23 protein-coding genes are annotated in these 24,522 nt (G+C 68.5%); 11 read left to right on the plus strand and 12 right to left on the minus strand.

From position 1 onward, the window contains the following. Positions 1-221: 221 nt before the first annotated feature. Positions 222-1,478 carry an MFS transporter gene (locus ACZLZQ_RS18580; RefSeq protein WP_472950685.1) on the plus strand — a complete coding sequence of 419 codons (1,257 nt, stop codon included), beginning with the start codon at positions 222-224 and terminating at the stop codon, positions 1,476-1,478. A gap of 56 nt (positions 1,479-1,534) precedes the next feature. On the opposite strand, the gene ACZLZQ_RS18585 is transcribed toward ACZLZQ_RS18580, so the two are convergent. From ACZLZQ_RS18585 to hemC, 6 genes are all read right to left on the minus strand, one after another. After that, positions 1,535-2,326, minus strand: a complete 792-nt coding sequence (locus tag ACZLZQ_RS18585; protein ID WP_472950617.1) for a glutamine amidotransferase — start codon at positions 2,324-2,326, stop codon at positions 1,535-1,537. 4 nt (positions 2,327-2,330) lie between these two features. Next, complete coding sequence (locus ACZLZQ_RS18590) at positions 2,331-2,798, minus strand: tellurite resistance TerB family protein (protein ID WP_472950618.1); 468 nt, start codon at positions 2,796-2,798, stop codon at positions 2,331-2,333. Between the two features lie 100 nt (positions 2,799-2,898). After that, positions 2,899-4,491 carry a heme biosynthesis protein HemY gene (locus ACZLZQ_RS18595; protein ID WP_472950619.1) on the minus strand — a complete coding sequence of 531 codons (1,593 nt, stop codon included), beginning with the start codon at positions 4,489-4,491 and terminating at the stop codon, positions 2,899-2,901. Between the two features lie 9 nt (positions 4,492-4,500). Next, complete coding sequence (locus tag ACZLZQ_RS18600; RefSeq protein ID WP_472950620.1) at positions 4,501-6,123, minus strand: COG4223 family protein; 1,623 nt, start codon at positions 6,121-6,123, stop codon at positions 4,501-4,503. A gap of 117 nt (positions 6,124-6,240) precedes the next feature. Continuing rightward, complete coding sequence (locus tag ACZLZQ_RS18605; protein ID WP_472950621.1) at positions 6,241-6,939, minus strand: uroporphyrinogen-III synthase; 699 nt, start codon at positions 6,937-6,939, stop codon at positions 6,241-6,243. 3 nt (positions 6,940-6,942) lie between these two features. After that, complete coding sequence (hemC, locus tag ACZLZQ_RS18610) at positions 6,943-7,875, minus strand: hydroxymethylbilane synthase (protein WP_472950622.1); 933 nt, start codon at positions 7,873-7,875, stop codon at positions 6,943-6,945. Positions 7,876-8,075: 200 nt separating this feature from the next. On the opposite strand from hemC, the gene tsaD reads away from it, so the two are divergent. From tsaD to ACZLZQ_RS18640, 6 genes are read left to right on the plus strand one after another with little or no spacing between them, the layout of a single operon-like run. Continuing rightward, positions 8,076-9,167 (plus strand): tRNA (adenosine(37)-N6)-threonylcarbamoyltransferase complex transferase subunit TsaD, encoded by a 1,092-nt coding sequence (tsaD, locus tag ACZLZQ_RS18615; RefSeq protein ID WP_472950686.1) that lies wholly within the window; start codon positions 8,076-8,078, stop codon positions 9,165-9,167. Further along, complete coding sequence (locus tag ACZLZQ_RS18620) at positions 9,164-10,147, plus strand: NAD(P)H-dependent glycerol-3-phosphate dehydrogenase (protein WP_472950623.1); 984 nt, start codon at positions 9,164-9,166, stop codon at positions 10,145-10,147. The genes tsaD and ACZLZQ_RS18620 overlap by 4 nt, the downstream gene beginning before the upstream one ends. A 54-nt stretch (positions 10,148-10,201) precedes the next feature. After that, positions 10,202-10,489, plus strand: a complete 288-nt coding sequence (locus ACZLZQ_RS18625; protein WP_472950624.1) for a YciI family protein — start codon at positions 10,202-10,204, stop codon at positions 10,487-10,489. Between the two features lie 3 nt (positions 10,490-10,492). Further along, positions 10,493-10,927, plus strand: a complete 435-nt coding sequence (locus tag ACZLZQ_RS18630) for an EVE domain-containing protein (RefSeq protein WP_472950625.1) — start codon at positions 10,493-10,495, stop codon at positions 10,925-10,927. A gap of 60 nt (positions 10,928-10,987) precedes the next feature. Then, positions 10,988-11,206: a DUF3072 domain-containing protein gene (locus ACZLZQ_RS18635; protein WP_472935442.1), complete on the plus strand. Its 219-nt coding sequence runs from the start codon at positions 10,988-10,990 to the stop codon at positions 11,204-11,206. Between the two features lie 40 nt (positions 11,207-11,246). Then, positions 11,247-11,915, plus strand: coding sequence for a class I SAM-dependent methyltransferase (locus ACZLZQ_RS18640; RefSeq protein ID WP_472950687.1), 669 nt, complete (start codon positions 11,247-11,249; stop codon positions 11,913-11,915). 55 nt (positions 11,916-11,970) lie between these two features. On the opposite strand, the gene ACZLZQ_RS18645 is transcribed toward ACZLZQ_RS18640, so the two are convergent. Further along, positions 11,971-14,298, minus strand: coding sequence for an FdhF/YdeP family oxidoreductase (locus ACZLZQ_RS18645; protein WP_472950626.1), 2,328 nt, complete (start codon positions 14,296-14,298; stop codon positions 11,971-11,973). A gap of 80 nt (positions 14,299-14,378) precedes the next feature. After that, positions 14,379-14,915: a L,D-transpeptidase family protein gene (locus ACZLZQ_RS18650; protein WP_472950627.1), complete on the minus strand. Its 537-nt coding sequence runs from the start codon at positions 14,913-14,915 to the stop codon at positions 14,379-14,381. A 100-nt stretch (positions 14,916-15,015) separates the two neighbouring features. Between ACZLZQ_RS18650 and ACZLZQ_RS18655 the strand changes: the two genes are divergently transcribed. Further along, the gene (locus tag ACZLZQ_RS18655) at positions 15,016-15,699 is read left to right on the plus strand and encodes a response regulator transcription factor (RefSeq protein ID WP_472935439.1); all 684 of its coding nucleotides are present in this window, start codon (positions 15,016-15,018) and stop codon (positions 15,697-15,699) included. A 171-nt stretch (positions 15,700-15,870) separates the two neighbouring features. Next, on the plus strand, positions 15,871-16,326 hold the full coding sequence (locus ACZLZQ_RS18660) for a Crp/Fnr family transcriptional regulator (protein WP_472950628.1): 456 nt from the start codon (positions 15,871-15,873) through the stop codon (positions 16,324-16,326). 120 nt (positions 16,327-16,446) lie between these two features. Here the strand turns inward: ACZLZQ_RS18660 and ACZLZQ_RS18665 are convergent, their stop codons facing one another. Then, a complete protein-coding gene (locus ACZLZQ_RS18665; protein ID WP_472935437.1) occupies positions 16,447-17,247 on the minus strand; it encodes an exodeoxyribonuclease III in 801 nt (266 codons plus the stop codon). A gap of 148 nt (positions 17,248-17,395) precedes the next feature. On the opposite strand from ACZLZQ_RS18665, the gene ACZLZQ_RS18670 reads away from it, so the two are divergent. Together ACZLZQ_RS18670 and ACZLZQ_RS18675 are read left to right on the plus strand one after the other, a co-directional pair. Then, positions 17,396-17,854, plus strand: a complete 459-nt coding sequence (locus ACZLZQ_RS18670) for a hypothetical protein (RefSeq protein ID WP_472950629.1) — start codon at positions 17,396-17,398, stop codon at positions 17,852-17,854. A 171-nt stretch (positions 17,855-18,025) separates the two neighbouring features. After that, a complete protein-coding gene (locus ACZLZQ_RS18675) occupies positions 18,026-18,907 on the plus strand; it encodes an alpha/beta fold hydrolase (protein ID WP_472950630.1) in 882 nt (293 codons plus the stop codon). Positions 18,908-19,069: 162 nt separating this feature from the next. Here ACZLZQ_RS18675 and ACZLZQ_RS18680 read toward each other — a convergent pair whose 3' ends face one another. From ACZLZQ_RS18680 to ACZLZQ_RS18690, 3 genes are all read right to left on the minus strand, one after another. Beyond that, positions 19,070-19,723 (minus strand): outer-membrane lipoprotein carrier protein LolA, encoded by a 654-nt coding sequence (locus tag ACZLZQ_RS18680; RefSeq protein ID WP_472935434.1) that lies wholly within the window; start codon positions 19,721-19,723, stop codon positions 19,070-19,072. Positions 19,724-19,887: 164 nt separating this feature from the next. After that, positions 19,888-22,914: a DNA translocase FtsK gene (locus tag ACZLZQ_RS18685; RefSeq protein WP_472950631.1), complete on the minus strand. Its 3,027-nt coding sequence runs from the start codon at positions 22,912-22,914 to the stop codon at positions 19,888-19,890. Positions 22,915-23,148: 234 nt separating this feature from the next. Then, complete coding sequence (locus ACZLZQ_RS18690; protein ID WP_472950632.1) at positions 23,149-24,513, minus strand: ammonium transporter; 1,365 nt, start codon at positions 24,511-24,513, stop codon at positions 23,149-23,151. Positions 24,514-24,522 lie beyond the last annotated feature (9 nt).

The raw sequence follows: 24,522 nt of genomic DNA on the forward strand, positions 1-24,522 counted from the left end.
ATCGGGCGAGGATGCTCCGATGCAGGGCGAAGGTCGCAGGCAGGTATTTAGGGAAAGCCGGCGGAACAGCCAGTGCACCGCCGCTGCCTGCGGTCTGCCCCGACACGGCAAGGCTGCAGCATTACCAGACGCAAACGCACAGTGGCAGAGCTGCACTGGTATCCCAGTGCGAACCCGGCTAGGGCTCGGCGTCCGCAATAAATGGCATCAGCACAGTGATCATCGAAGACGAGACGCCCCTGGCCGAAACCGTTCGGGTGGCGGAGGACAGGTTCGGCGCTTTCCGCAACGGGCAATATCTGCGCTACTGGCTGTCCCGGCTCGCCGCATCCTTCGCGGTGCAGATCGTCGCCGTCTCGGTCGGCTGGCAGATCTACGATCTCACCCGCAACCCGCTGGATCTCGGCCTCGTCGGGCTCTGTCAGTTCCTGCCGGCGCTGCTTCTCGTGCTCGTCACCGGCGCGGTGGCCGATCGCTACAGCCGGCGGATGATCATGGGCCTTGCGATCGGCGTCGAGGCGCTCGGCGCGCTCGCCCTGCTTGCGATGACCTATGAGGGCCTTTCCTCGCCACTGCCGGTGTTCGCGGTGCTCGTCGTCTTCGGCATCGCCCGGGCGTTCTTCGGGCCGTCCAGCCAGGCGCTGGTGGTCAACATCGTCTCGCGCGCCGAACTGCCGAGCGCCATCGCCTGGAATTCCTCGGCCTGGCAGATCGCCTCGATCGTCGGGCCCGTCGCCGGCGGCCTGCTCTACGGCTTCTCGCCGCATGTGGCCTACAGCGTGGCGCTGGTACTGTTTCTCCTCGCCAGCGGGCTCGTCCTGTCGATGCGGCGCCTGGCGGCACGCCCCGCGAGCGAACCGGCGACGCTCTCGACCATCGTCGCCGGCTTTCGCTACATCTGGCACGAGAAGGTGGTGCTCGGCGCGATCTCCCTCGATCTCTTCGCCGTGCTGCTCGGCGGCGCGGTGGCGCTGATGCCGATCTATGCCCGCGACGTGCTCGAGGTCGGCCCCTGGGGCCTCGGCATGCTGCGCGCCGCGCCCGGTATCGGTGCGATCCTCACCGTGCTCTACCTCACGCGCCATCCCGTCCGGGACAATGCGGGCGTCGTGATGTTCGTCTTCGTCGCGCTTTTCGGCGTCTTCACCATGCTGTTCGGCCTGTCGACCGCCCCTTGGCTGTCGATCCTGGCGCTGGCGCTGATGGGCTCGGCCGACATGATCAGCGTCTACATCCGCGAGACCTTGCTGCAGCTCTGGACGCCGGACGAGGTGCGCGGGCGGGTGAGCGCCGTCAACATGGTGTTCGTCGGTGCCTCGAACGAACTCGGCGAATTCCGCGCCGGCCTGATGGCCTTCTGGATCGGCGCGGTGCCGGCGGTGGTGCTGGGCGGCGCGGCGACGGTCGGCGTGGCGGCCGTCTGGGCGGCACTGTTTCCCGGCCTGCGCAAGGCGAAAGATTTGCAGGAACGCGTCTGAACGATACCCGCGGGCAAAGCGGAACGCATGCATCGCCGGTGCCCAGGCAGCGCCCGTCAGTCCTTCGCCGGCACTCCAAAAATGCAACCGAGGAACTGTTCGAGCCAGCGCTTCACCGGCGCATCGTAGATCGCCCGCCCGTCGAAATGCGCGCGCCGCAGCTGCGCGCCGGGCAGAAGCGTGCGCTCGTGCCCGTGCGTCGTCCAGCGGTAGAGCATGGCGAGCGTCAGCTCGGCGTGGAACTGGACGCCATAGGCATGGTCGCCATAGCGGAAGGCCTGGTTGCGGAAGCGCTCGCCGGTGGCGAGCAGCGTCGCCGAACGTGGCAGGTCGAACCCCTCGCGGTGCCACTGGTAGACCATGTCCGGCCAGTGCGGCAGCAGCATGCGGCCTTCGGTGGTCGACTGGAGGGGGTAGTAGCCGACCTCGACCAGGCCGTCGGGATGCGGCGCGACGGTGCCGCCGAGATGCTTCGACAGCATCTGTGCGCCGAGGCAGATGCCGAGGAAGGGCCGGTTCTCGCGCAGCGGCACGTCGATCCAGTCGATCTCCTGGCGCAAATGCGGCTCGGCGTCGTTGGCGCTCGGCGGCCCGCCGAACACGATGGCGCCGCGGTGGTCGTCGAGGCTCTCCGGTAGACGGTCGCCGATCACCGGGCGGCGGATGTCGAGGCGGATGCCGTGCGCGGTCAAAACCTGCCCGACACGGCCGGGCGTCGACGTCTCCTGATGCAGCACCACCAGCACCGGCCGCTCGTCCGCGGCGCCGTCCAGGCGGTAGCGGCGGGGCTCCCTCGCCGCATCGCTGCCGCCCGAGGTCTCGGTATCGCGCATCAAAAACTCGGCCATGCCGTCAGTCCGCAACCCCGCTGTGCGCCGCCGCCTGGCGCTTCATCAGCATGCGGTCGCGGGTCGAGACGCCGAGGAGCTCCGCCACACGCCAGATCGTATTGTCCTCGAGCTCATGCACCTCGCCGTCGGCATAGGTGATCTCCCAGAGCAGCTCGATGAAGTGAACCCGCCGCGCCTCGTCCAAGGTCTTCATCAGGACATTGGTGAAACGGAAGAGATCGACGGCATCCTGGTCCGCCTCGCGGCCGGCTTCCAGCACACGCAGCGTCTCGTTCTCATCGAGGCCAAACTCAGCGGCAAGCAACTCCTTCAGCCGCGACAGCTCTGCCTCCGTGATGGTGCCGTCGGATTCGCCGACGTGAAAGAGAAGCGCTGCCGCCGCGACCCGCGGATCATCGCCGGCCATGCCGCCGACGCCACCGTGGTCGCTTCCGATCGACTTCAGAAAGTCGCGAAACGCCTCGAACATTCCCGTATCCTCATCACCGGCCGGAGGCCGCCTGTCGCAAGGCCATCCCTCACCTGTCTACAGCGGCGCGGCGCTTCTACCAGCGCCAAGTTTGCATGGCTCAGAACAGCTTGAACTTCTGCTCGGCCGGCGTCTCGTCGGGCGCACGGTTGGCGTTGGCAGCGTCCGAGGCCGGCAAGGCCTCGTCCACCCCATGTTCCGACGACGCACCTGGCACCGTCGTGCCGACGGGCGTGATGCCGGTGCTTGGCTGGGTGCTGCTCATCGGCGGCATCTCGGTCGCCGCGGTCCGGTCGGCGAGCATCGACGATGCCGGACCTTGCGCCGGCGCCTCGTCGAGCAGCATGGGCTCTGCGTCGGTCTCGATTACCGCGCCGTCCTGGCCGATGCGCTGGGCCGGCACCTTCCAGCGGAAGGCATCGAGCCGCCCGGTGACTGGCGAGACCGGTGCCCAGTGTTCGGAGACGAAGCCATCGGCCGTCCAGGCAGGATCACGCGGCGCGCGGATCGCGCGGCCGAGCCATTCCCGCACGCGGCCTTCCGATCCGGTCTCGGCCTCCTCGATATCGGCGAGAAGGAGATAGACGCCTTCGCGCTGAACCATGCGGCTGGCCGCCATCGCCTCTTCGCGCGCCAGCGTGAAGTCGCGGCAGTCGAGCGCCGCCTGGGCGACGACGAGCGAGGACTCGACGTGGTTGGGGCGCAACTGCTGCAGCGTCTTCGCCCGCTTCAGACGGTCGGTGACGCTGTCGCCGGGACGGGCCTGGACGTAGGCGACGGCGATGTCGGGATGCGGCTCCTCGGTCCACGCCTTTTCCAGGACCTTGCTGCCGCGCTTGACGTCGCCGAGGCGGAACAGCGCCCGCGCCGCGGTGATCGCCGCCGGCGTCAGGTCGGGCGCGAGCTTCTGCGCCTCGAGCGCCGCAAGCTTCGAGCCGGCGGGGTCGCGGTCGGCGATCGCCATCGCCTGGGCGGTGAGCAGGACAGCGCGCAGACGCGTCGATTCCTTGCGCTCGATCAGTCGGGCGTTCTTCTGCGCCTCGAGGATCGCCAGCGCGCCCTCGAAATCGCCCTCGATGGATTTCGCCTCGAGCACGGCGCCGCCGGCCCAAGGGACGTGCGGCGCGATGCGCACGGCGCGTTCGGCATAGCCGCGCGCCGCGGCGTCGTCGCCGAGGCGCTCGGCCTCGAGGAACAGGCCGCGCAAGGCCAGCAGCCGGGTCTCCGGCTCTTTCTCCATGGTCTCGAAGGCCGAACGGGCACGGGCGTGGTCGCCTTCGATCATCGCCGTCTGCGCATCGAGGAAGCGCACCAGCGGCTCGCGGCGGTTGGCCAGGAACTTCTCGCTGCGCTTGGTCATCCGCCGTGCCAGCACGGCGTCGCCGGCACCGGCGGCGACGATGCCGGCCGACAGGGCGCTGTAGCCCTTGTCGCGGCGCCGCGTGCCGAAGAACCGCCCGAGACGCTTCGGTGCCTTGAGGAAGCCGGTCAGGAGCCAAAGCACCAGGCAGACCAGCGCGATCAGCACCAGCTCGATGACGATGAAGGTGGTGACACCGAGCGAGACGTTGTCGCGTCCGGCCGGCAGCACGCCCGGCCAGATCAGCGAGATTTCGCCGGGATGGTCCTGCAGCCAGCCGAAGCCGAGTGCCAGCGCGAGAACGAGAAGGAGAAAGGCGAGAATGCGCAGCATGTCAGTTCCTCACCCGGCCGTTCCAGCGGGCGTAGCCGCCTTGACTGCATTTCCCAAGGTCTCGCCGACGATCGCTTCCGTCTGCGCCCGCGCCAAGACGCGCGTCTGATAATCCCGGCTGACGTCCTTGGCCGCCTGCGGCAGCGTTTCCCAAGCGTCGATCCAGGTCTGGAACTTGCCGTTGGCGACGGCGTCCGCCATCCGCGCGACGGTCGCCTCCGGGCCGGTCGCGCCCGCCGACGGCGCACCGCTCGGCCGTGCCGTGATCAGACCGCCAAGGCCGGACAGCAGCTGGTCGCTGACGGAGGCATCGGGATCTGCCGGGTTGAGGGCGTCCATCAGCTGGGACTCGACGTCCGGCCAGGCGACGGCCAGCGACTGCGCCGACGGCACGCCCTCGGCCGCGAAGCCGCGCAGCGTCTCGATGGCCGGCTGCGCGCCGGCAGCACCGGCGAAGGCCTCGAGCTCACTCATGAAAGGCCCGCCGCGGTCGATCGCGGCCTTCAGGCTGGCGGCTGCGATGGCGACGGCGGCTTGCTTGTTGCCCGACTCGATCGCCGCGAGGCGCTTATCGAAGGCGTTGATGCTCTCGGTGCCGGTATTGGCGCTGCTCTGGGCAGCGCTGGCGGCCTGCTGAGCGGTCGCTGCCGCCTGCTGAGCCGTCTGGGCGGCCAGCTGCGCGGTCTCGGCGATCTGGCGGGCGCCTTCCGCGGTGGTCTTCGACTCGCCGGCGACCTCGCTCGCCTGCTGGGCAGCCTGGCGCACCGCTTCCGCGGCCGCCTTGGCGGCTTCCGCCGCTTCCCTTGCGCCATCGGCGGTCTGCTGGGCTGCCGAAGCGGCCTCGCCGTTGACGGTGGAGGTGGCCGCACGGGCCTCGCCACGCTGTTCGATCGCGGTCACCCTGTCGGTCAGCGCGACGAGGTCGGACTGCGACGCACCGGCGCCGGTGCCGCCGGCGGCCTGCGCTGAGCGAAGCTGCTCGACCTCGGCCTTGATGGCGGTGACGTCGGTCGTCACCTGCTGCACGTCGCCGGTACGGGCGTACTGGCCGGTATTGGGATCGACCGGCGTCTGGCCGACGCTCGGCAGCACGCCGGCATATTGCAGGAGGCCCGCACCGGCGAGCGCCAGCGCGGCGCCGAGCAGCGCGGAACCGAAGGACGAGCCAACGCTGCCCTTGGACTCCGGCAGCGACGAGGTCTTGGTATAATCATGCGACGGCGGCGGCGGGCCGACCGGCGGCTCCGTACCGTCGGCATGGTTGACGAAGTCGGGCTCGGCCGCAGCGAGAATGGTCTCGTCGAACTCCGTCCGGTGCGGCGTGCCGCGAAGGCTTTCCTCCTCGGCAAAGCTTTCGGCCGCAGACTTTTCCGACACGGCCGGGGTGGTGCCATCGGCGGTTTCGCCGCCATCGCCGAGAACGGCAAGGTTCTCAGTCATCGCGTCGCCGTCGGTGGGCGCCGCAGCGGACGCTTCGGGCGCCACGCCCCCGTCGTCATAGGTCGTAGCGCCGTCAGGGGCGGTGTCCGCCGAGACCGGGCCGGGATAGCCGACCGCCGGCAGGACCCTCGCCTCGAGATCGATCGTCTGGGCCGGCTTCTTCGGCCGCGCACGGCGCGGAGGATTGCTCATCGAAAGAGACTCCGTTTTCCAATCTAGGCAGGCAACTGGCGGACGAGCGGAGCAAAAGCTCCAGGTTCATTCGTTGGCCAGTTCCCGCCCCGGCGCAAGCACCGATGGCAAGTTAGGTTAGAGATCACGTTCGAACAGCGCCGGAAGGCTCGACGTGGCAGAAATCTCCGCGGTGCCTTGCAGTTCCACCGGCAGCGCACGCGCGATCCGGGCGGAAAGGCAGAGCAGCCGCGGCGGCGGCCGAAAGCACTCCGGCTGGTCGCGGACGAGCCCAGCATAGCCCTCCGCCTGACCGACCGACAGCACGAGGACGATGTCCGGCGCTTTTCCCGCAAGGACCGTTGCGATCTCATTAAGGTCCGGATGCAGCGGCTTTGTGTCATAGGTCTCGACCACCAGAAAGGACATGCCGAGCGCGGTCAAGCGGTCTTCGAGGCCGGACGTGCGAACCCTTCCGGCAGCATAGAGCAGCGGCAGGCCGGCGCGCGCCGCCAGCGGCCGGGCGGCATCGGCCAGCGCCGCGCCGTCGCCATCGCCGACGGTGACATCGGCAAAGCCCGCTCCGCTCAGCGCCGCGCCGGTCCGCGCCCCTACCGCCAGCACCGGCAGCGCTTTCAGCTGCGGCTGGCGCTGAAGCGCCGGCACCGCATTGGCGCTGGTCACCAGCAGCGCGGCAAAGCGGCCGTCCGGCAGCGGCGTCTCCAGCGTCTCGATCGCCTGCAGCGGCAGCAGCAGCGGCACGTGACCGCGCGCGGCGAGCGCCGCGCTGGTCGACGCAGCTTCCGCGGCGGCCCGCAGCACCAGCACCCGCGCCATGGCCTAGACGCCCGCGCCCCAGCCGTCGAAGAAGCCGGGGCCTGCGGCGTCGAGGAGCCGGCGGGCCAGCGCCTTTCCGAGCGCCGCCGCCTCGCCAGGCATGCCGTCGGTCTTGCCCTCGTGCATCTGCCCGCCATCCGGCGTGAGGATCATGCCGTGCAAGGCCAGCCGTCCCGCGGACACCGTCGCATGGGCGGCGATCGGCGTGCGGCAGGAACCGTCGAGCTCGGCGAGGAAAGCGCGCTCGGCGGTCAGCGCGAGGGTGGTGTCGGGGTCGCCGATTGCCTGGACCAGCCGGTCGACCTCGCTATCGCCGATCCGGCTCTCGATGCAGATCGCGCCTTGACCGGGCGCGGGTGGAAAGGCGGTGGCGTCGAGCAGTTCGGTGACGGCCCCGCCCATGCCCATGCGGTTGAGGCCGGCGAGCGCCAGCAGCGTTGCGTCGACCTCGCCGGCCTCGAGCTTGCGCAGCCGGGTCTGCACGTTGCCGCGCAGGATGACCACCGAGAGATCCGGCCGCAGCCGCTTCAGGAGTGCCTGCCGGCGGAGCGAGGCCGAGCCGACGACGGCGCCCTCGGGCAGTTCCGCGATGGTCGGCGCGGTGCGGCCGATGAAGGCGTCGCGCACATCCTCGCGCGGCAGAAAGGCGGAAATGTAGAGGCCGGCGGGGATGGCGGTGGCCATGTCCTTGGAGGAATGCACCGCGAGATCGATCCGGCCGTCCAGCAGCGCCTCCTCGATCTCCTTGGTGAACAAGCCCTTGCCGCCGACCTCCGACAGCGGCCGGTCGAGGATGCGGTCGCCGGAGGTCGAGATCACCGAGATTTCGAAATCCTCCTCGGCGAGCCCGTGCGCCACCATCAGCCGCGCCCGCACTTCGCTTGCCTGGGCCAACGCCAGCTGGCTGCCGCGCGTGCCGATCCGGACTTTGCTCATCTCGTTCCCCTGTCTCGTCCGATCTGACCGTCCAACTGTCATAAGGGATCGCCGGCCCCGGGGGCAACGCGCCGTGGTTTTTCTGCCGCCACCTTTGACATTTCGATGCGGTCGGGGCGATGGAAGGCGCGAGCCGCCGCCTTCGTGAACAAAGGGATGGCGCACCCCGCTCTGGCGGGAGGACCGGAGACGACGTGCCCTTGCGACCGACATCCCTCATCCTCGGCATCGAGACCAGCTGCGACGAGACCGCCGCGAGCGTCGTCGGCCGCGATGCGGCGGGCGCGCCCGTCATCCTGTCGAACGTCGTCTTGAGCCAGGTCGAGGAGCACGCGGCCTTCGGCGGCGTGGTGCCGGAGATCGCCGCCCGCGCCCATGTCGAGGCGATCGACGGCATCGTCGCAGCTGCCCTTGCCGACGCCGATGTCGCGCTGGCGGACATTTCCGCCGTCGCCGCGACGCTCGGCCCCGGCCTGATCGGCGGGCTGATCGTCGGCGCGATGACCGGCAAGGCGCTCGCCGCCGCCAGCGGCCACGCCTTCATCGGCGTCAACCACCTCGAAGGCCACGCGCTGACGCCGCGGCTGACCGACGGCGTCGCCTATCCCTATCTGATGCTGCTGGTCTCCGGCGGCCACACGCAGATCCTCCTGGTGCGCGGCCTCGGCGACTACGCGCGCTGGGGCACGACGATCGACGATGCGCTGGGCGAGGCCTTCGACAAGACGGCGAAACTGCTCGGCTTGCCCAATCCTGGCGGCCCGCATGTCGAGACGATGGCCGCACGAGGCGACCCGAAGCGCTTCGCCTTGCCGCGGCCGATGCGCGGCGAGAAGCGGCTCGACTTTTCCTTCTCCGGCCTGAAGACCGCCGTCCGCCAGGCCGCTCAAGCCGCGATGCCGCTCGCCGAACAGGATGTCGCCGACCTCTGTGCCGGTTTCCAGCGCGCCGCCGCCGAGAGCGTCGCCGACCGCGTCGGCCGTGCCCTTGCCCGCTTCCGCGATGAGTTTCCGGCGCTCGCCGATCCGGTCCTTGCCGTCGCCGGCGGTGTCGCGGCCAACGCCGAAATCCGCGCGACGCTGGAGCGCACTGCCGAGAAGGCGGGCGTGCGCCTCGTCGCGCCGCCGCTGAAGCTCTGCGGCGACAATGCCGCAATGATCGCCTATGCCGGGCTCGAGCGCTTCGAGGCCGGCCTTCTCGACGACATGGCGGCCCCCGTGCGCTCGCGCTGGCCGCTCGACGGCGAGGCGGTGCCGCTGATCGGCTTCGGCCGCCGCGGAGCCAAGGCGTGAGCCCGCGGATCGCCGTCCTCGGCGGTGGCGCTTGGGGCACGGCGCTCGCCGCCCTCGAGGCCCGCGCCGGCCGGCCGACCGTGCTCTACGCCCGCGACCTCGCCACCGTCGCGGAGATCCGCAAGACCCGGCGCAACGAGGCCTACCTCCCCGGCATCGCGCTGCCCGAAACCCTTGCCGTCACCGCCGATCTCGGCGAGGCGCTGGGAAGCGCCGACCTCGTGCTCGTCGTCGTCCCCGCCCAGAACCTCGGCGCAATCGGGCCGGACCTTGCGCGCCATGTCGTCCCCGGCACGCCGGTGGTGCTCTGCGCGAAGGGTATCGAGCGGGCGACCGGCGCGTTCGCCTCCTCCGTCCTCGCGCGTCACCTGCCGGCCGAGACCCTCGGCGTCCTGTCAGGGCCGAGCTTTGCCGCCGACGTCGCCCGCGGCCTGCCGACCGCCGTCACCATCGCCGCCACCGACCCGGCGCTCGCCGACGACCTCGCGCGCCGCCTCTCGACCGAGACGTTCCGCGGCTATGCCGCGACCGACGTGCTCGGTGTCGAGGCCGGCGGCGCCTTGAAGAACATCCTCGCCATCGCCGCCGGCATGGTGGCCGGCAACGGGCTCGGCGCCTCGGCGGGTGCGGCCATCGTCACCCGCGGCTTCGTCGAGCTGCGCCGGCTCGGCGAGGCGCTCGGCGCCCGGCCGGAGACGCTGATGGGCCTTTCCGGCCTCGGCGACCTCGTCCTCACCTGCTCTGGCAGCCAGTCCAGAAACTTCGCCTATGGCGCGGCGCTCGGCCGCGGCGACGACCTCACGGGCCTGAAGCTCGCCGAGGGCGTCCACTCCGCCGGGATCGCCGCCCGCCTCGCCGAGGAGCGCGGCATCGACGCGCCGATCATCTTTACCGTCGCCGCCATCCTCAATGGGTCGATGACGGTGGAGGATGCCGTGCGCGATCTCCTCGCCCGGCCGCTGAAGCGCGAAGTGGGTTGATTCCGCCCGGCCGCCGGCTAGTTTGCCGCCACCATCCGCCCTGAAAGGATTTCCATGCTGTTCGCCATCTTCTGCGAGGACAAGCCCGGCGCGCTGCCGCTGCGCCTCGAAAACCGCCCCGCGCATCTCGAATTCCTCACCGGCCTTGGCGACACGCTGAAGCTCGCCGGTCCCTTCCTCGGCGAGGACGACAAGCCGGTCGGCTCGATGCTGGTGGTCGATGCCGAGAATGCCGAGGGCGCCCGGACGATCGCCGCAGGCGACCCCTATGCCAAGGCCGGCGTCTTCGCGTCGACCACGGTCCGCCGCTGGAACTGGACCGTCAAGAACCCGGAAGCCTGAGCCGTGGCATTCTGGCTGTTCAAGTCCGAGCCGGTGAAATGGTCCTGGGACATGCAGAAGAAGGCCGGCGCCAAAGGCCAGGAATGGGACGGCGTGCGCAACTACCAGGCGCGCAACTTCATGCGGACGATGAAGAAAGGCGAGCGCGGCTTCTTCTACCATTCCAATGACGGGAAGGAGATCGTCGGCATCGTCGCGGTGCTCAACGAGATCCATGTCGATTCCACCGCCGACAACCCGACCTGGGAATGCGTCGACCTCGTCGCCGTGACCGATGTGCCGAAGCCGGTCGGGCTCGACGTGATCAAGGCCGATCCGCGGCTGAAGGACATGGTGCTCGCCACCAACTCCCGCCTCTCGGTGCAGCCAGTGACGGAGGAGGAGTTCAGGACCCTCTGCGAGATGGGCGGCGTCGATCTTGAAAAGGCGCTTCGCTGAGCATGGAACCCACGGGTCGGTCGGAACATTGCAAGAACACACAACCCATGGAGTGTTCCTATGAGCGATGCCAAGACCGATACCGGCCAGTCCAATACCGAGAAGGACCCGGACGACTGGACCACCGGCGACGAGCCGATGACCGGCGCCCAAGGCTCCTACCTCAAGACCCTCTGCGAAGAGACCGGCGAGACCTTCAACGACAAGCTCACCAAGGGCGACGCGTCGAAAATGATCGACGAGCTGCAGGGACGCAGCAAGCGCCTCAAGGAAGGCTGACCCCGGCAGGGCCGGCGTGACGCCGCCCGCCGCCAGGCCGATGCCCGGGCGCCTGACGCCCGGGCGGGCCCGCGCCTTCATCCTCGATAATACCGACATCGTCCGTCCGCCGCACGTGCCCGAAATCGCCCTTCTCCTTGCAACGGAGGCGCACGATCTTTGGCTGCGGACGGAGAGTGAACTGGAAGCAATCGGCTTGCCGCCGCCCTATTGGGCCTTTGCGTGGGCGGGCGGCCAGGCCCTCGCCCGCTACGTGCTCGATCATCCCGAAGAGATCCGCGGCCGGACCGTGCTGGATTTCGCGTCCGGCTCGGGCCTCGTCGCCATCGCCGCCGCGAAGGCGGGTGCTGCCCATGTGACGGCCGCCGACATCGACCCGTTCTGCCGCGAGGCCATCCTGCTCAATGCCAACCTGAACAAGGTGGATCTCGCCGTCGTCATCGACGATCTCGTCGACACCGTCGTGGAAGCGGACGTGCTGCTCGCCGGCGACGTCTTCTTCGACAGGGCGATGGCGGACGCGATCATTCCCTGGTTCGACGCGCTCGCGGCCGCCGGCAAGACCGTCCTCGTCGGCGATCCTGGGAGAGCTTACCTCCCAGTCGAGAAATTGACCCGATTGGCGACCTACGAGGTCCCGGTCACCAGGGCGCTCGAAGACGCCGAGGTAAAGCGCAGCACCGTCTGGCGGTGGCAGCCGAAAGGCTGACCTTCCGCCAACGCGGCACCGCGCGCTGCATCGGCCTTACGAATCCCTCGCTGCCTCACGCCGCCGCAACAAAACTGCCGCGCTTGATGATCTCGACCGGAATCGATTTCGCCGCCGGCACATGGGCTTCTTCCGCATGGTGCCAGAGCGGCAGCAGCGGGTTGAGCTCGGGGTAATAGCCGGCGATCGCGCCCTTCGGCACGGCGAAGGCATGCACGCGCAGATCCAGAACGCGGCGGTCGACGCCGTCGTCGGCATGCGTCGCGCAGTCGACGCGGTCGTCGTCCTTCAATCCCAGCCGCTGCATGTCCTCGGCGTTCATCAACAGGACCATGCGGGTGCCGCTGATGCCGCGCAGCCGGTCGTCATAGCCGTAGACCGTGGTGTTGAACTGGTCGTTGGAGCGGACGGTCATCAGGCTGAGGATGGTCTTGCCGTCGACATGGATGTCCGGGTTCACATCGAGGCCGTTCGGGACGAGGAAGTTCGCCTTCTTGGTCTCGGTTTTCCACACCCGGTTGCAGGCCTCGATGTCGCGGTGGAACCCGCCGGGCTGCAGGAAGCGGGCGTTGAAGCCGGTGAAATCCTTCGGATAGGTCTTCTCGATGGCGTCGCGGATCTTGGAATAGTCGCCGACCCACTCGTCCCACGGCACGCTGGAGCGGCCGCCGACGGTCGCCTTGGCGATCTCGGCGACGATCTTCGGTTCCGACAGGAGCTCGGGCGAGGCCGGCGCGCTCCAGCCGATGGATCCGTGGATGCAGGCGGTGGAATCCTCGACCGAGACGTGCTGCTCGCCGGATGCCTGCACGTCCTTCTCCAGCCGCCCGAGGCACGGCAGGATGTAGGTCACCTCGCCAGGCAGAAGATGGTTGCGGTTGAGCTTGGTCGAGATTTGCACCGACAGCCGCAGCTTGCGCCAGCCGTCCTCGAGCAGCACCGTCTCCGGCGCCGCGCGGGAGAAATTGCCGCCGAGCGCGACGAAGCCGCGCACGCTGCCGTCGAGAATTCCCTTGCATGAGGCGACGGTATCCAGCCCCTTCGTGCGCGGCGGCTCGAAATGGTAGAGCTCGGCGAGCTTGTCGAGCGGCACCAGCTCCGGCTTCTCAGAGATGCCGACGGTGCGCTGTCCCTGCACGTTGGAATGGCCGCGGATCGGCGAGATGCCGGCGCCGGGCTTGCCGATATTGCCACGCATCAAGAGGAGGTTGCAGAGCATCTGCACGTTCTCGGTGCCGTGCCGGTGCTGGGTCAGCCCCATGCCGTAATTGGCGATGACAGCCTTTGCCGTAGAGTACTGGCGCGCGACGTGCTCCAGCTCTTCCTGCGGGATGCCGGAGCAGCGGACGATCTCGTCCCACCCGGTGGCGCGGACAAAAGCCTCGAACTCAGCAAAGCCGTGGCCGTGCTCCTCGATGAACTCGACGTCGAGGACGCGCGGCTTGCCCGCGCTCTGCGCCGCGTCGTCGAGCGCCAGGACGCCCTTGGCGATGCCGGTCATCGCCGCCATGTCGCCGCCCGGCCGCACCTGGTAGTAGTCGCTCGACATCTTCACGCCCTCGCCGCCCGACAGCATTTCCGTCGGCGACTGCGGATCCTTGAAGCGCATCAGGCCGCGCTCGTGCAGCGGGTTAAAGGTCACCACCGGCACGCCGCGCTGGCGGGCGTCGTGCACCTGGTGGAGAAGCCGCGGCGCGTTAGTGCCGGTGTTGTGGCCGAAGAAGAACATCATGTCGCAGAGCTCGAAGTCCTCGAGCTGCACCGTACCGACCGGAGAGCCGATCGACTTCGGCAGGCCGACCGACGTCGATTCATGGCACATGTTGGAGGAGTCCGGCAGGTTGGAAGTGCCGTAAATGCGGGCCATCAGCTGCCACATGTACGATGTCTCGAGCGAGGCCCGACCCGAGGCGTAGAAGACGACGCTGTCCGGCTCCATCTGCTGCAGCTCGGCGCCGATCTCGCGGAAGGCGTCGGCCCACTTCACCGGGATGTACTGGTCGAGCGAGGCGTCGTATCGCATCGGCGTCGTCAGGCGGCCTTGCTTCTCGAGGTCATGGTCGGTCCAGTTGCGCAGCTCGCTGACGCGGTGCTTGGCGAAGAAGGCGCGGTCGCAGCGCTTCGACGTCACCTCCCAGACCGTCGCCTTGGCGCCGTTCTCGCAGAACTCGGCCAAATGCGGCTTCTCGGGCTTGGCCCAGGAACAGGAGACGCAGGCGAACCCGTCCGCCTTGTTCTGCTTTCGCAGCATCTCCGTCATCGTGCCGATCGACAGCCCCTCGGCATGGGTCTTTTCGAGCACCGACTTCAGCGAGCCCCAGCCGCCCGAGGGCTTGTCGTAGGCGGAAATGACCGGATTGTTGGTGATTTCGGCGCGTTCCATCAAAACATCTCCGCAAGGGCGGGCATGGCCGCCGGCATTGGCAAACCAACGGGCTCTGTTTGGAGCCGTTCCATTGGCGGTCAGCGCAAAACCGTCAGCCGGACCCCGCGGCGCAGGAACGGCGCCAGGCGCCGCATGTCGGCCGGAGACACAGCGACGCACCCTTCCGTCGGCGCGTAGCCCGCGCGGGCGATGTGCAGGAAGATCGCGCTGCCCTTGCCGCGCTGGCGCCGGGTGATGTTCCAGTCCAGCACGACGACGAGATCGTAGAGCCTGTCGGCGCGCTGGAGCGTCTCGGTGCTCGCGGGAAACGGCAAGCGAACCGGCCGGTTATAGGCCGTATGCGTCGGAGCGTCGCACCAGCCGCTGTCGGGGCGGCTGCGGAGCGTCGGCAGAGCCGGGCGGACGCCGGAGAGCCGGCCGGAGCGGACATAGCAGTTGAGCAGCGCCATCGCCGCGACGGGGGTCGCACCATCGCCCTCGCGCTTGAACACCGTCGTTCCCGAGCGGCCAAGTGCACAGGGGAGCCGCAACGGCCCGGCCGCGAGGATGCCCCGGCGTGGGTCGAGCGGCGAGCGGCGGACGCGGATATCGGTGCAACCGGTGTTTTTTTGCATGACGTCGCCGAGTTGAACCCTATCTGATGTCACGAATTGTTACCGTCACGATGCGGTCACCCGCAACAGGACGGAAACCGAAACCGAGCGAAGGCCATTCATGACCGCACGCAGCATCCTGATCGTCGACGACGACGACGACCTGAGGCAGACCCTCGCCGAGCAGCTGTCGCTGCACGAGGAGTTCACCGTCCTGCAGGAACCGACCGCCGCCAAGGGGATCGCCGCCGCCCGCGCGGGGTTGATCGACCTCGTCTGCATGGATGTCGGCCTGCCCGACATGGACGGCCGCGAGGCGGTGAAGGTGCTGCGCAAGTCCGGCTTCAAGGCGCCGATCATCATCCTCACCGGCCAGGATACCGATTCCGATACCATCCTTGGCCTTGAGGCGGGCGCCAACGACTACGTCACCAAGCCCTTCCGCTTTGCAGTGCTGCTCGCCCGCATCCGCGCCCAGCTGCGCCAGCACGAGCAGAGCGAGGATGCGACCTTCCAGGTCGGCCCCTACATCTTCAAGCCGAGCCAGAAAGTGCTGCTCGATGATCGCGGCGGCAAGATTCGGCTGACCGAGAAGGAGACGGCGATCATCCGCTATCTCTACCGCGCCGACCGCAAGGTCATCACCCGCGACATCCTGCTCGAGGAAGTCTGGGGCTATAATTCCGGCGTCACTACCCACACGCTGGAGACGCATGTCTACCGGCTGCGGCAGAAGATCGAGCCGGATCCGTCGAACGCCCGTCTGATCGTCACGGAATCGGGCGGCTACAAGCTGATGCCGTAAACCGGCTGCTCGGTAGTTTCGGTGTTTCGTCGCCGCGCCGCCTTGCGCCCGCATGTTGTGTTGATGAGCTGGGAACGCAGTTTTCCTAAGCAATTTGCATCGTTATAGAGTGAGGTTGTCAGAGGCCGCGCCGGGCGTGGTGGCAGGTGGGACGGGAGTGATCAGCGCCGGATGAGCCTTGAAAGCGACATCGCGGTGCTGAGGCAAGTCCCGCTGTTTGCCGATCTGACGGCAGATCAGCTGCGGCTGCTGGCCTTCGGGGCGGAACATCGGCGGCTGAAGTCCGGCGAGACGCTTTTCCGCGTGGCCGCGCGGGCCGACGAAGGTTTCGTGATAGTCAGCGGCGAAATCACGCTGAAGGCCGGACCGCCGGGCGCGGAAGTGCCGGTGGCTGGCTTCGGTCCCGGCGCTCTACTCGGCGAACTCGCTCTGATCACTGAGACCCGCCGCGCCGCCACGGCCTTTGCGGATGGCACCTGCGACCTCATCCGCATCCCGCGCACGCTGTTCCGGCGGATGCTCGAAGAATATCCTGACCTCGCTCTGGTCCTGCACGAGCGGATCGCCGACCAGCTCGCGCGAATGATGCACGACATTACCGCGCTGGAGCACCGCTTCACCGACTGACCGGCGCGCTCGGCACCGCATCGCGCGCCTGCGTTCCGGAGACGTTCGCGTCCTAACGCACTCGGCCTTCTGCAAACCTTTACGGCGTTTCGGACCAGTGCCCGGACGGCACTCGGTGCCTCAGAGGTCGAGGCTGACGACCACCGGCACATGGTCCGACGGCCTATCCCAGCCGCGGGCATCCTTGAGGATCTCGAGGCCTTTCAGGAGCGGCGCGAGGTCGGCCGAGCCCCAGACGTGGTCGAGGCGCCGGCCGCGGTCGGCCGCCAGCCAGTCCTTCGCGCGGTAGCTCCACCAGGTGTAGAGCTTCTCCTCGATCGGCACCTGCGCCCGCATCAGGTCGACCCAATGGCCATCGGTCATCACCCGCAGCAGGCCTTCCGTTTCGACCGGCGTGTGCGAGACGATCTTCAACAGCTGCTTGTGCGACCAGACGTCGGTCTCGAACGGCGCGATGTTGAGATCGCCGACGAGGATCGACGAGACGCCCGGCTCGGCCATGGCGCTGGTGCGGCGCATTTCGTCGATGAAGTCGAGCTTGTGGCCGAACTTCGGGTTGACCGTCCGGTCAGGCTCGTCGCCGCCGGCCGGGACGTAAAAATTGTGCACCCTGAGCTGCCGACCGCCAACGTCCATGCGCACCGACAGGTGCCGGGCGTCGCCGATGGCGCAGAAATCCTGGCGGGTCACGTCGACCAGCGGCCGCAGCGAGAGCGTCGCCACGCCGTGATAGCCCTTCTGGCCGTGCATCGCGATGTGCTCATAGCCGAGCGCCTGCAGCGCCGTCAGCGGGAACTGGTCCTCCTGGCACTTGATCTCCTGCAGGCAGAGCACGTCGGGCCGGTGCGAGCCGAGGAAGCGCTCGACCAGCGGCAGCCGCAGGCGAACGGAATTGATGTTCCAGGTGGCGATCGAAAACATGCGGGGCTTCCAGCGGCAGGAGGGTCGCGCCCTTATGCGAGCGGGCAGCGGGGCGTGCAAGCCTCGATGGCGGTGCCGGAGGACAGGTTCCGGGCAGCCTCGCGGGTTAAGGAAGTCTGAATCGCCATGGATGAGATCGGAGGATCCGATGGAAAAGACCTACCTGCGTGCCGTCGAAGTGGACCAGTGGCAGACCCGGCAAGACATCACCGTCACCATTCCCGACAGCTTCGACCGGGAGGTCATGGCCTCTCTGCCCAGCCTGCCGGACGAGCCTGAAAAGGCGGTGGAATGGTCGGGCATGCTGGAGATGATCGGCAATGCGAGCGGCGTGCTCTGGCAGAAGGATGCCGAGGTCGAATCCCTGAAGACCCAGATCGAGATCCAGAAGAAGGCGATGCTCGACGAATGCCAGGGGCTGCAGGCCGAGCTGAAGGAAGCCCGCGACGAGACGCATCGCGCCAATGCCGCGGCGGCCCTCGCCACCAACCGGGCGATCAAGGCGGAGGCCTGGCTCCAGCAGGTGAAGGAAGCCCTGGCCTCGGGCTTTGCCCCGCATCTCGGCCGCGCGCCGGTCGAGCGGCCTTCGGCCCTCCTCGCCCGCTAACGCAAGGCGCCCGCGGAATTTCAATCGACGCAAGGAAGGTCCGGCGCCGGAATGCGGAGCCGGGCCTTTGGCTGTCTTTGCAACGGCCTGCCCGCTGCCCTAGATCTCGGCTCTCATTCCGTTCAACAGGGATCGCCATCCGACGCGGACGGCCTTCCGGAGGGAAAGCCGATGTTCGACCGCTTCGAGACCCGCCTCGTCCCCGGTGCCGGCGCCGACATCTGCGTGCACATCCGGGGGACCGGCGCGCCGCTGCTGCTGCTGCACGGCTACCCGCAGACCTCGGCGATGTGGGCCGGCATCGCGGAGGAACTCGCGGAGCACTTCACGGTCGTCGCCGCGGACCTGCGCGGCTACGGGCAATCCTCGGTGCCGGAAAGCCAGGGCGGCAAGGCCTATGCCAAGCGGGTGATGGCGGCCGACATGGCGGCGGTGATGACGGCCCTTGGCCACACGCAATTTCACGTCGCCGGGCATGATCGCGGCGGGCGCGTCGCCTACCGGCTGGCGCTCGACCACCCGGACAGGGTGGTGCGGCTTGCCGTCATCGACATCGTCCCGACCATCGAGGTCTGGGAGGCGATGGACGCCGGCGCCGCGATGAAGACCTATCACTGGCCCTTCCTCGCACAGCCCTACCCGATGCCGGAAACCCTGATCGCCGCAGATCCCAATGCCTATCTCGGCCACACCATGGCGAGCTGGACGGCCTCGGGGACGCTGGAGGCGTTCACGCCCGCAGCGCTCGACTTGTACCGCGCCTCGTTCCGCCAGCCGGCCCGCACCCACGCCGCCTGCGAGGACTGTCGGGCAGGCTGGGCGATCGACCGGCTGCACGACGCCGAGGACCGCGCCGCGGGGCAGCGGATCCTGGCGCCGACGCTCGCCCTTTGGGGCAGCCATGGCATTCCCGCCGCCGGCGAGACGCCGCTCGGCGTCTGGAAGCGCTGGTGCGCCAGTGTCGAAGGCCGGCCGATCGACGGCGGCCATTTCCTCGTCGAGGAGGCCCCCGCCGAGACGCTTGCCGCGCTGCTCGGCTTCTTCAGGCGATAGCGCGGCCGCCAGCTGCCGAGGTTTTCCGGGCCGGAACGAGCTGACCTGGCACCGACCTATCCACCGGGCATCAAAATGAGAAACGCCGCGCGCCCCATCGGACGCACGGCGCTCACACAGTCGGACGACCGCAACTACTGGCGGTCTAGCCGGTCAGAGTGGCTACTTGTTGCCGGTCTGGCCGGTCGAGATCGCGGTGTAGGGGATCTTGAACATGGTCTGGTCGAGCTTCACACCGCTGCGGACGTTGTAGACCATCACGGTGGTGTCCTTGCCCTGGTTGTCGCGGATGGTCCACTGGCGAAGGTCGAAATTGGCGGGGTCGAACATCATGGTGATCCGGCTGCTGCCGAACACCGACTTGTCGCCCATCACGATGGTGGTGAGGTCCGGCTCTTCCTTGACGGCCTGGATGTTGGCCGCCGACAGGTCGATGCGCTGGTTGAGCAGGAGCTTCAGCGGCGTCTTCGACAGGGGGTAGAGGTCCCAGGTGTTGAGCTTGCGGTTGTTGATCGCCACCTGCTCGCCATCGGCGATCACCCGCAGCGGCGTGCCGCTGTAGTCGAAGCGCAGCTTGCCCGGCCGCTCGATGTAGAACTTGCCCTCGCTCTGCTTGCCGTTCGGATCGAACTGCATGAAGTCGCCGGTCATCGCGCCGACGCTGGAGAAGTGATCCGCGACGGCTTGCGCGGCAGCGCTCGCCTGCGCCTTGGCGGGCATCGCCGACAGACCGAGCGGCAGGACCAGCGCCACGCCCATCAGCGCACGGCGCAGCAGCCGGGAGAAGGCGCCGCGGGTATTGCCTCGATCGAACATCGTCATCCTTTTTGTGTCTTCTGGCTGCGCCGCCGGTGGGCGGCACGCCGTCTTTTCCGCCATGCCGGCGGAAGCATTCTCATGTTGGCATCTGATGCCACGGCGCTGCGGCTTCAATAGGGCGGAGGCGCCGGCACCGGCGGTCTTCCGGCAAATGTGATGCCCTACCGCTCCTCGTCCGTCGGCACCAAAATCTCGCGCTTGCCGGCATGGTTGGCGGGGCCGACAATGCCCTCGCGTTCCATCCGCTCGATGATCGACGCCGCCCGGTTGTAGCCGATCTGCAGCCGCCGTTGGACGTAGGAGGTCGAGGCTTTGCCGTCGCGCAGCACCACGGCCACCGCCTGGTCGTAGAGGTCGGCGGATTCGTCCGTGCTGCCTTCTTCGCCGCCGCCCTTGCCGCCCTTGGCGGGCTCGTCGGCGCCATCGTCCTCTTCTTCGAGGATGGCGTCGAGATAGTCGGGCGTGCCTTGCGCCTTCAGATGCTTGACGATGTCCTCGACCTCGGCGTCATCGACGAACGGTCCGTGGACGCGCTGGATGCGGCCGCCGCCAGCCATGAACAGCATGTCACCCATGCCCAGCAGCTGCTCGGCGCCTTGCTCCTGCAGAATGGTGCGGCTGTCGATCTTCGAGGTCACCTGGAAGGAGATGCGGGTCGGGAAGTTCGCCTTGATCGTGCCGGTGATGACGTCGACCGAGGGCCGCTGCGTCGCCATGATGACGTGAATGCCGGCAGCGCGCGCCATCTGCGCCAGCCGCTGGACAGTGCCTTCGATGTCCTTGCCGGCGACCATCATCAGGTCGGCCATCTCGTCGATGATGACGACGATGTAGGGCAGCGGCTGGAGGTCGAATTCCTCGGACTCGAAGATCGGCTCGCCGGTCTCGCGGTCGAAGCCGGTCTGCACGGTGCGCGAGATCGACTCGCCCTTCTCGATCGCCGAGGCGACGCGGGCGTTAAAGCCGTCGATGTTGCGCACGCCGACCTTCGACATCTTGCGGTAGCGATCCTCCATCTCGCGGACCGTCCACTTCAAGGCGACGACCGCCTTCTTCGGATCGGTCACGACCGGGGAGAGGAGATGCGGGATGCCGTCGTAGATCGACAGTTCCAGCATCTTCGGGTCGATCATGATCATCCGGCACTCCGCTGGGGTCATCCGGAACAGGAGCGACAGGATCATGGTGTTGATCGACACCGACTTGCCCGAGCCGGTGGTACCGGCGACGAGGAGATGCGGCATCTTGGCGAGATCGGCGATCACCGGCTCGCCGCCGATGGTCTTGCCGAGCGCCAGCGCAAGCTTGCTCTTGCTCTGCAGGAAGGTTTCCGACGCGATCATCTCGCGGAAGTAGACGGTCTCGCGGCGCTGGTTCGGCAGCTCGATGCCGATGGCGTTCTTGCCGGGAATGACCGCGACGCGGGCGGCGATCGCCGACATCGAGCGGGCGATGTCGTCGGCAAGGCCGATGACGCGGGAGGACTTGATGCCGGGCGCCGGCTCCAGCTCGTAGAGCGTCACGACCGGGCCGGGCCGCACCTCGATGATCTCGCCCTTCACGCCGAAATCGTCGAGCACGCCTTCGAGCAGCCGAGCGTTCTCCTGGAGAATCTCCGGCGACAACATGGAGTCGCGGCTCCGCGGCTTCGGCGGCGACAGGAGCTCGATCGGCGGCAGCTCGAACGGCAGCGCGATCGCGTTGCGCTGGACGGCGAGCGCCCCGCCGCGCTGCGGACGGCCGCGGGCCGGCACGGGCGCCGGGGCTGCGGCGACGACACGGGCGGCAGGGGCTTCCGGCGCGCGGGGCGCAGCGATGCCACGCGGCTCGGGGCGCGCGGCCGGCGGGTCGCGGCGCTCGCTCTCATTGGCAGCGTCGGGCTTGCGGCGCTTGCCGGGGAAGGCGACGATGTTGGCGGCGATGCCGCGCCAGCCGCTCGGCTCCTCGGCGACGACCGGGCGCTCGATCAGCGGCTCGGCCGGGGCGATGCGGACATCGTCTTCCAGCGGCGGCTCCCAGCCGCCTTCCTCGTCGAGATCGACCGGGGCGAACTCGCGGTGGTGGCCGTCGTGATCGCCATATCCAGCCTCGTCCTCGTACGCGTCCTCGTCGACGTCCGCCTCGGCGACGACCGGTGCGTTCCGGCGCCGTGCCTCGGCAGCGGCGTCGACGTCGAACTGGAAGGGCTCGGGATTGTCCTTGCGCGGCACGCCGACGTCCTCATCGTCCATCGGGTCGATGTAGCCGCCGCTCTCATAGGGCGCGGTGACGCGGATCTGCCGCGGCGCGACCTCGCGCGGGGCGGCTTCGCGGGGCGCCGGCTCCACATAGTCGCCGTCCTCGGTCTCCCAGGTATCGAAACGGTCGGCGAACTCGCCGGGCTCCTGGCGGGCCTCCTGGCGTTCGCTGCGGCGGCGGTCGAAGGCTGCTTTGGCGGAGTAGGCGGTGTGGGCGATGGCGCCGAACAGGAGGGCGAAGCGGCCCTCGCTCTCCTCTTCGTCCTCGTCGCGCTCCTCGGCCTTGACCGGGCGGCCGCGCGCATCCTGGCGAAGGGCGGCGGCGACCGGGCGGCGGGTGTCCATCGGGTCGGGCGTCGCGCGGTCGATCACGGCGGCGCCGTTGAGGAACAGCCAGCCGGCCGGCAGCGCGATCATCGCCGCCAGCACCATGGCGAGCGTGCCCTCGGGATAGGCGCCGGTGGCGAGCGCCGGGAACTTGAGAACGAGGTCGCCGGCGACGCCGCCAAGGCCGATCGGCAGCGGCCAGCCGGCGGGCGCCGACAGGCAGCCGAGCGCGGCGGAGGCGAGCACGATGCCGGCGAGCGCGAACCAGGCGCGGCGCCAGATCCGGTCGACCGGCTTGCCCGCGGCGAGGATGACGCCCCAGATCGCCGGCAGCACGGCCAGCAGCACCGCGCCGAGGCCGAAGATCTGCATGGCGATGTCGGACACGACGGCGCCCGTCGCGCCGGCATAGTTGACGACGGCATTGTGGTTGGACTGGCTGAACGAGGGATCGGTGACGGTCCAGCTGGCAAGCGCCAGGCTGAGGAAGCCCGCCAGCCCGATCAGGCCGATGCCGCCGGCAATCTCCGCCTGACGCTTGAAGAAGCTCACCGGCTCGGCCGGTGCCGCTGCTGTCGCCCGCGCCCGCGCGTCGGGCCGGGTTCCCACTGTCGTCGATGCCATGTCTGCCGCCCGTCTGTCTGGTCGTACCCGGGCGCGATCGAGCCCGGGTATCGTTGCCGCGAGAGTAGGACGGTCTGGTTAATGCCTCTTTAACCCTAAGAGAGTGTTTGCAATTTTCCCGAGACGCCTTGGTTCCAGGGCGGCCGGCGGCACGAAAAAGGGGCCCGCCTTGCGGCGCGCCCCTTCGGTTCTGGCAGGTGTTCGAAAGGGGCCGGCCGAGCGCCGGCGCCGTTCTCAGGAGTGGTAGGCCGCCTCGCCGTGATAGCTGAGGTCGAGGCCTTCGCGCTCGGCCTCGACGGTCGGCCGGAGGCCAACGATCAGGTCGACGATCTTGTAGAGGATCGCCGAGCCGATGCCGGACCAGACGAGCGTGACGAGGACCGCGTAGATCTGCGTCATCGTCTGGCCGCCCATGGTGACGCCGGCGGCATAGCCGGTGCCGCCGAGCGAGGTCGAGGTAAAGATGCCGGTGCCGACGGCGCCGATGATGCCGCCGACGCCGTGCACGCCGAAGACGTCCAGGCTGTCGTCATAGCCGAACTTGTTCTTCACCACCGAGACGAAGAAGTAACAGACGACCGACGCGAAGGCGCCGAGCGCGATGGCGCCGACCGGGCCGATGGTGCCGCAGGCCGGGGTGATGGCGACGAGACCGGCGACCATGCCGGACGCGGCACCCAGCATCGAGGCCTTGCCGCGGGCGAAGGTCTCGACCAGCGACCAGGCGACGATGGCGCCGGCGGTGGCGACGAAGGTGTTCATCATGGCGAGCGCCGCGCCGCCATTGGCCTCGAGGTTGGAGCCGGCGTTGAAGCCGAACCAGCCGACCCAGAGCATCGATGCGCCGACCATGGTCAGCGTCATCGAGTGCGGGGCCATCATGTCCCGGCCGAGACCCGTCCGCTTGCCGACGAAGATGCAGCCGACGAGGGCGGCGATGCCGGCATTGATGTGAACGACCGTGCCGCCGGCAAAATCGATCGCGCCCCAGCCGAAGATCATGCCGTTGGCGTCCCACACCATGTGCGCGATGGGGAAGTAGATGAAGGTGACCCAGAGCACGGTGAACAGGATCACCGCCGAGAACTTGATGCGCTCGGCGAAGGCGCCGACGATTAGCGCCGGGGTGATGGCGGCAAAGGTCATCTGGAAGCAGATGAACACGTATTCCGGCAGGACCACGCCCTTGGTGAAGGTTGTCGCCGTGGTTTCCTTGCTGACGCCGGCGAGGAAGACCTTGGCGAGGCCACCCCAATACGGGCTGGTCGAGCCGCCGAAGGCGAAGGAGTAGCCGTAGACGACCCAGATGATCATCACCACGGCGACGATCATGGTGCACTGCATGAGGACCGAGAGCATGTTCTTGGCGCGAACGAGGCCGCCGTAGAACAGCGCGAGACCCGGAACGGCCATGAACAGCACCAGGAGCGACGAGGTCATCATCCAGGCGGTGTCGCCCTTGTCCATGACGTCGGCGACGGGAGGGGTGACGGCGGCGGCGGCGTCCACCGCAGGCGCGGCCGCGTCCTGGGCGAAGGCCGCGGTCGCGGCCAAGCCGGCGAGGACCGCGGCGGAAAGGAGGGTTCTACCGAAACGCATATGAAGGAG

It is taken from the genome of Mesocryomonas lacus (genome assembly GCF_055730105.2).

Excerpts from the sequence above, each read along its gene's own strand:
- ACZLZQ_RS18670 (WP_472950629.1), top strand. The coding sequence starts at position 17,396 with ATGGAAAAGACCTACCTGCGTGCCGTCGAAGTGGACCAGTGGCAGACC.
- ACZLZQ_RS18680 (WP_472935434.1), bottom strand. The coding sequence starts at position 19,723 with ATGTTCGATCGAGGCAATACCCGCGGCGCCTTCTCCCGGCTGCTGCGC.
- ACZLZQ_RS18595 (WP_472950619.1), bottom strand. The coding sequence starts at position 4,491 with ATGCTGCGCATTCTCGCCTTTCTCCTTCTCGTTCTCGCGCTGGCACTC.
- ACZLZQ_RS18665 (WP_472935437.1), bottom strand. The coding sequence starts at position 17,247 with ATGTTTTCGATCGCCACCTGGAACATCAATTCCGTTCGCCTGCGGCTG.
- ACZLZQ_RS18600 (WP_472950620.1), bottom strand. The coding sequence starts at position 6,123 with ATGAGCAATCCTCCGCGCCGTGCGCGGCCGAAGAAGCCGGCCCAGACG.
- ACZLZQ_RS18590 (WP_472950618.1), bottom strand. The coding sequence starts at position 2,798 with ATGTTCGAGGCGTTTCGCGACTTTCTGAAGTCGATCGGAAGCGACCAC.
- ACZLZQ_RS18640 (WP_472950687.1), top strand. The coding sequence starts at position 11,247 with ATGCCCGGGCGCCTGACGCCCGGGCGGGCCCGCGCCTTCATCCTCGAT.
- ACZLZQ_RS18645 (WP_472950626.1), bottom strand. The coding sequence starts at position 14,298 with ATGGAACGCGCCGAAATCACCAACAATCCGGTCATTTCCGCCTACGAC.
- ACZLZQ_RS18605 (WP_472950621.1), bottom strand. The coding sequence starts at position 6,939 with ATGGCGCGGGTGCTGGTGCTGCGGGCCGCCGCGGAAGCTGCGTCGACC.
- ACZLZQ_RS18625 (WP_472950624.1), top strand. The coding sequence starts at position 10,202 with ATGCTGTTCGCCATCTTCTGCGAGGACAAGCCCGGCGCGCTGCCGCTG.
- ACZLZQ_RS18675 (WP_472950630.1), top strand. The coding sequence starts at position 18,026 with ATGTTCGACCGCTTCGAGACCCGCCTCGTCCCCGGTGCCGGCGCCGAC.
- hemC (WP_472950622.1), bottom strand. The coding sequence starts at position 7,875 with ATGAGCAAAGTCCGGATCGGCACGCGCGGCAGCCAGCTGGCGTTGGCC.
- ACZLZQ_RS18585 (WP_472950617.1), bottom strand. The coding sequence starts at position 2,326 with ATGGCCGAGTTTTTGATGCGCGATACCGAGACCTCGGGCGGCAGCGAT.
- ACZLZQ_RS18685 (WP_472950631.1), bottom strand. The coding sequence starts at position 22,914 with ATGGCATCGACGACAGTGGGAACCCGGCCCGACGCGCGGGCGCGGGCG.
- ACZLZQ_RS18660 (WP_472950628.1), top strand. The coding sequence starts at position 15,871 with ATGAGCCTTGAAAGCGACATCGCGGTGCTGAGGCAAGTCCCGCTGTTT.
- ACZLZQ_RS18635 (WP_472935442.1), top strand. The coding sequence starts at position 10,988 with ATGAGCGATGCCAAGACCGATACCGGCCAGTCCAATACCGAGAAGGAC.
- ACZLZQ_RS18655 (WP_472935439.1), top strand. The coding sequence starts at position 15,016 with ATGACCGCACGCAGCATCCTGATCGTCGACGACGACGACGACCTGAGG.
- ACZLZQ_RS18650 (WP_472950627.1), bottom strand. The coding sequence starts at position 14,915 with ATGCAAAAAAACACCGGTTGCACCGATATCCGCGTCCGCCGCTCGCCG.
- ACZLZQ_RS18690 (WP_472950632.1), bottom strand. The coding sequence starts at position 24,513 with ATGCGTTTCGGTAGAACCCTCCTTTCCGCCGCGGTCCTCGCCGGCTTG.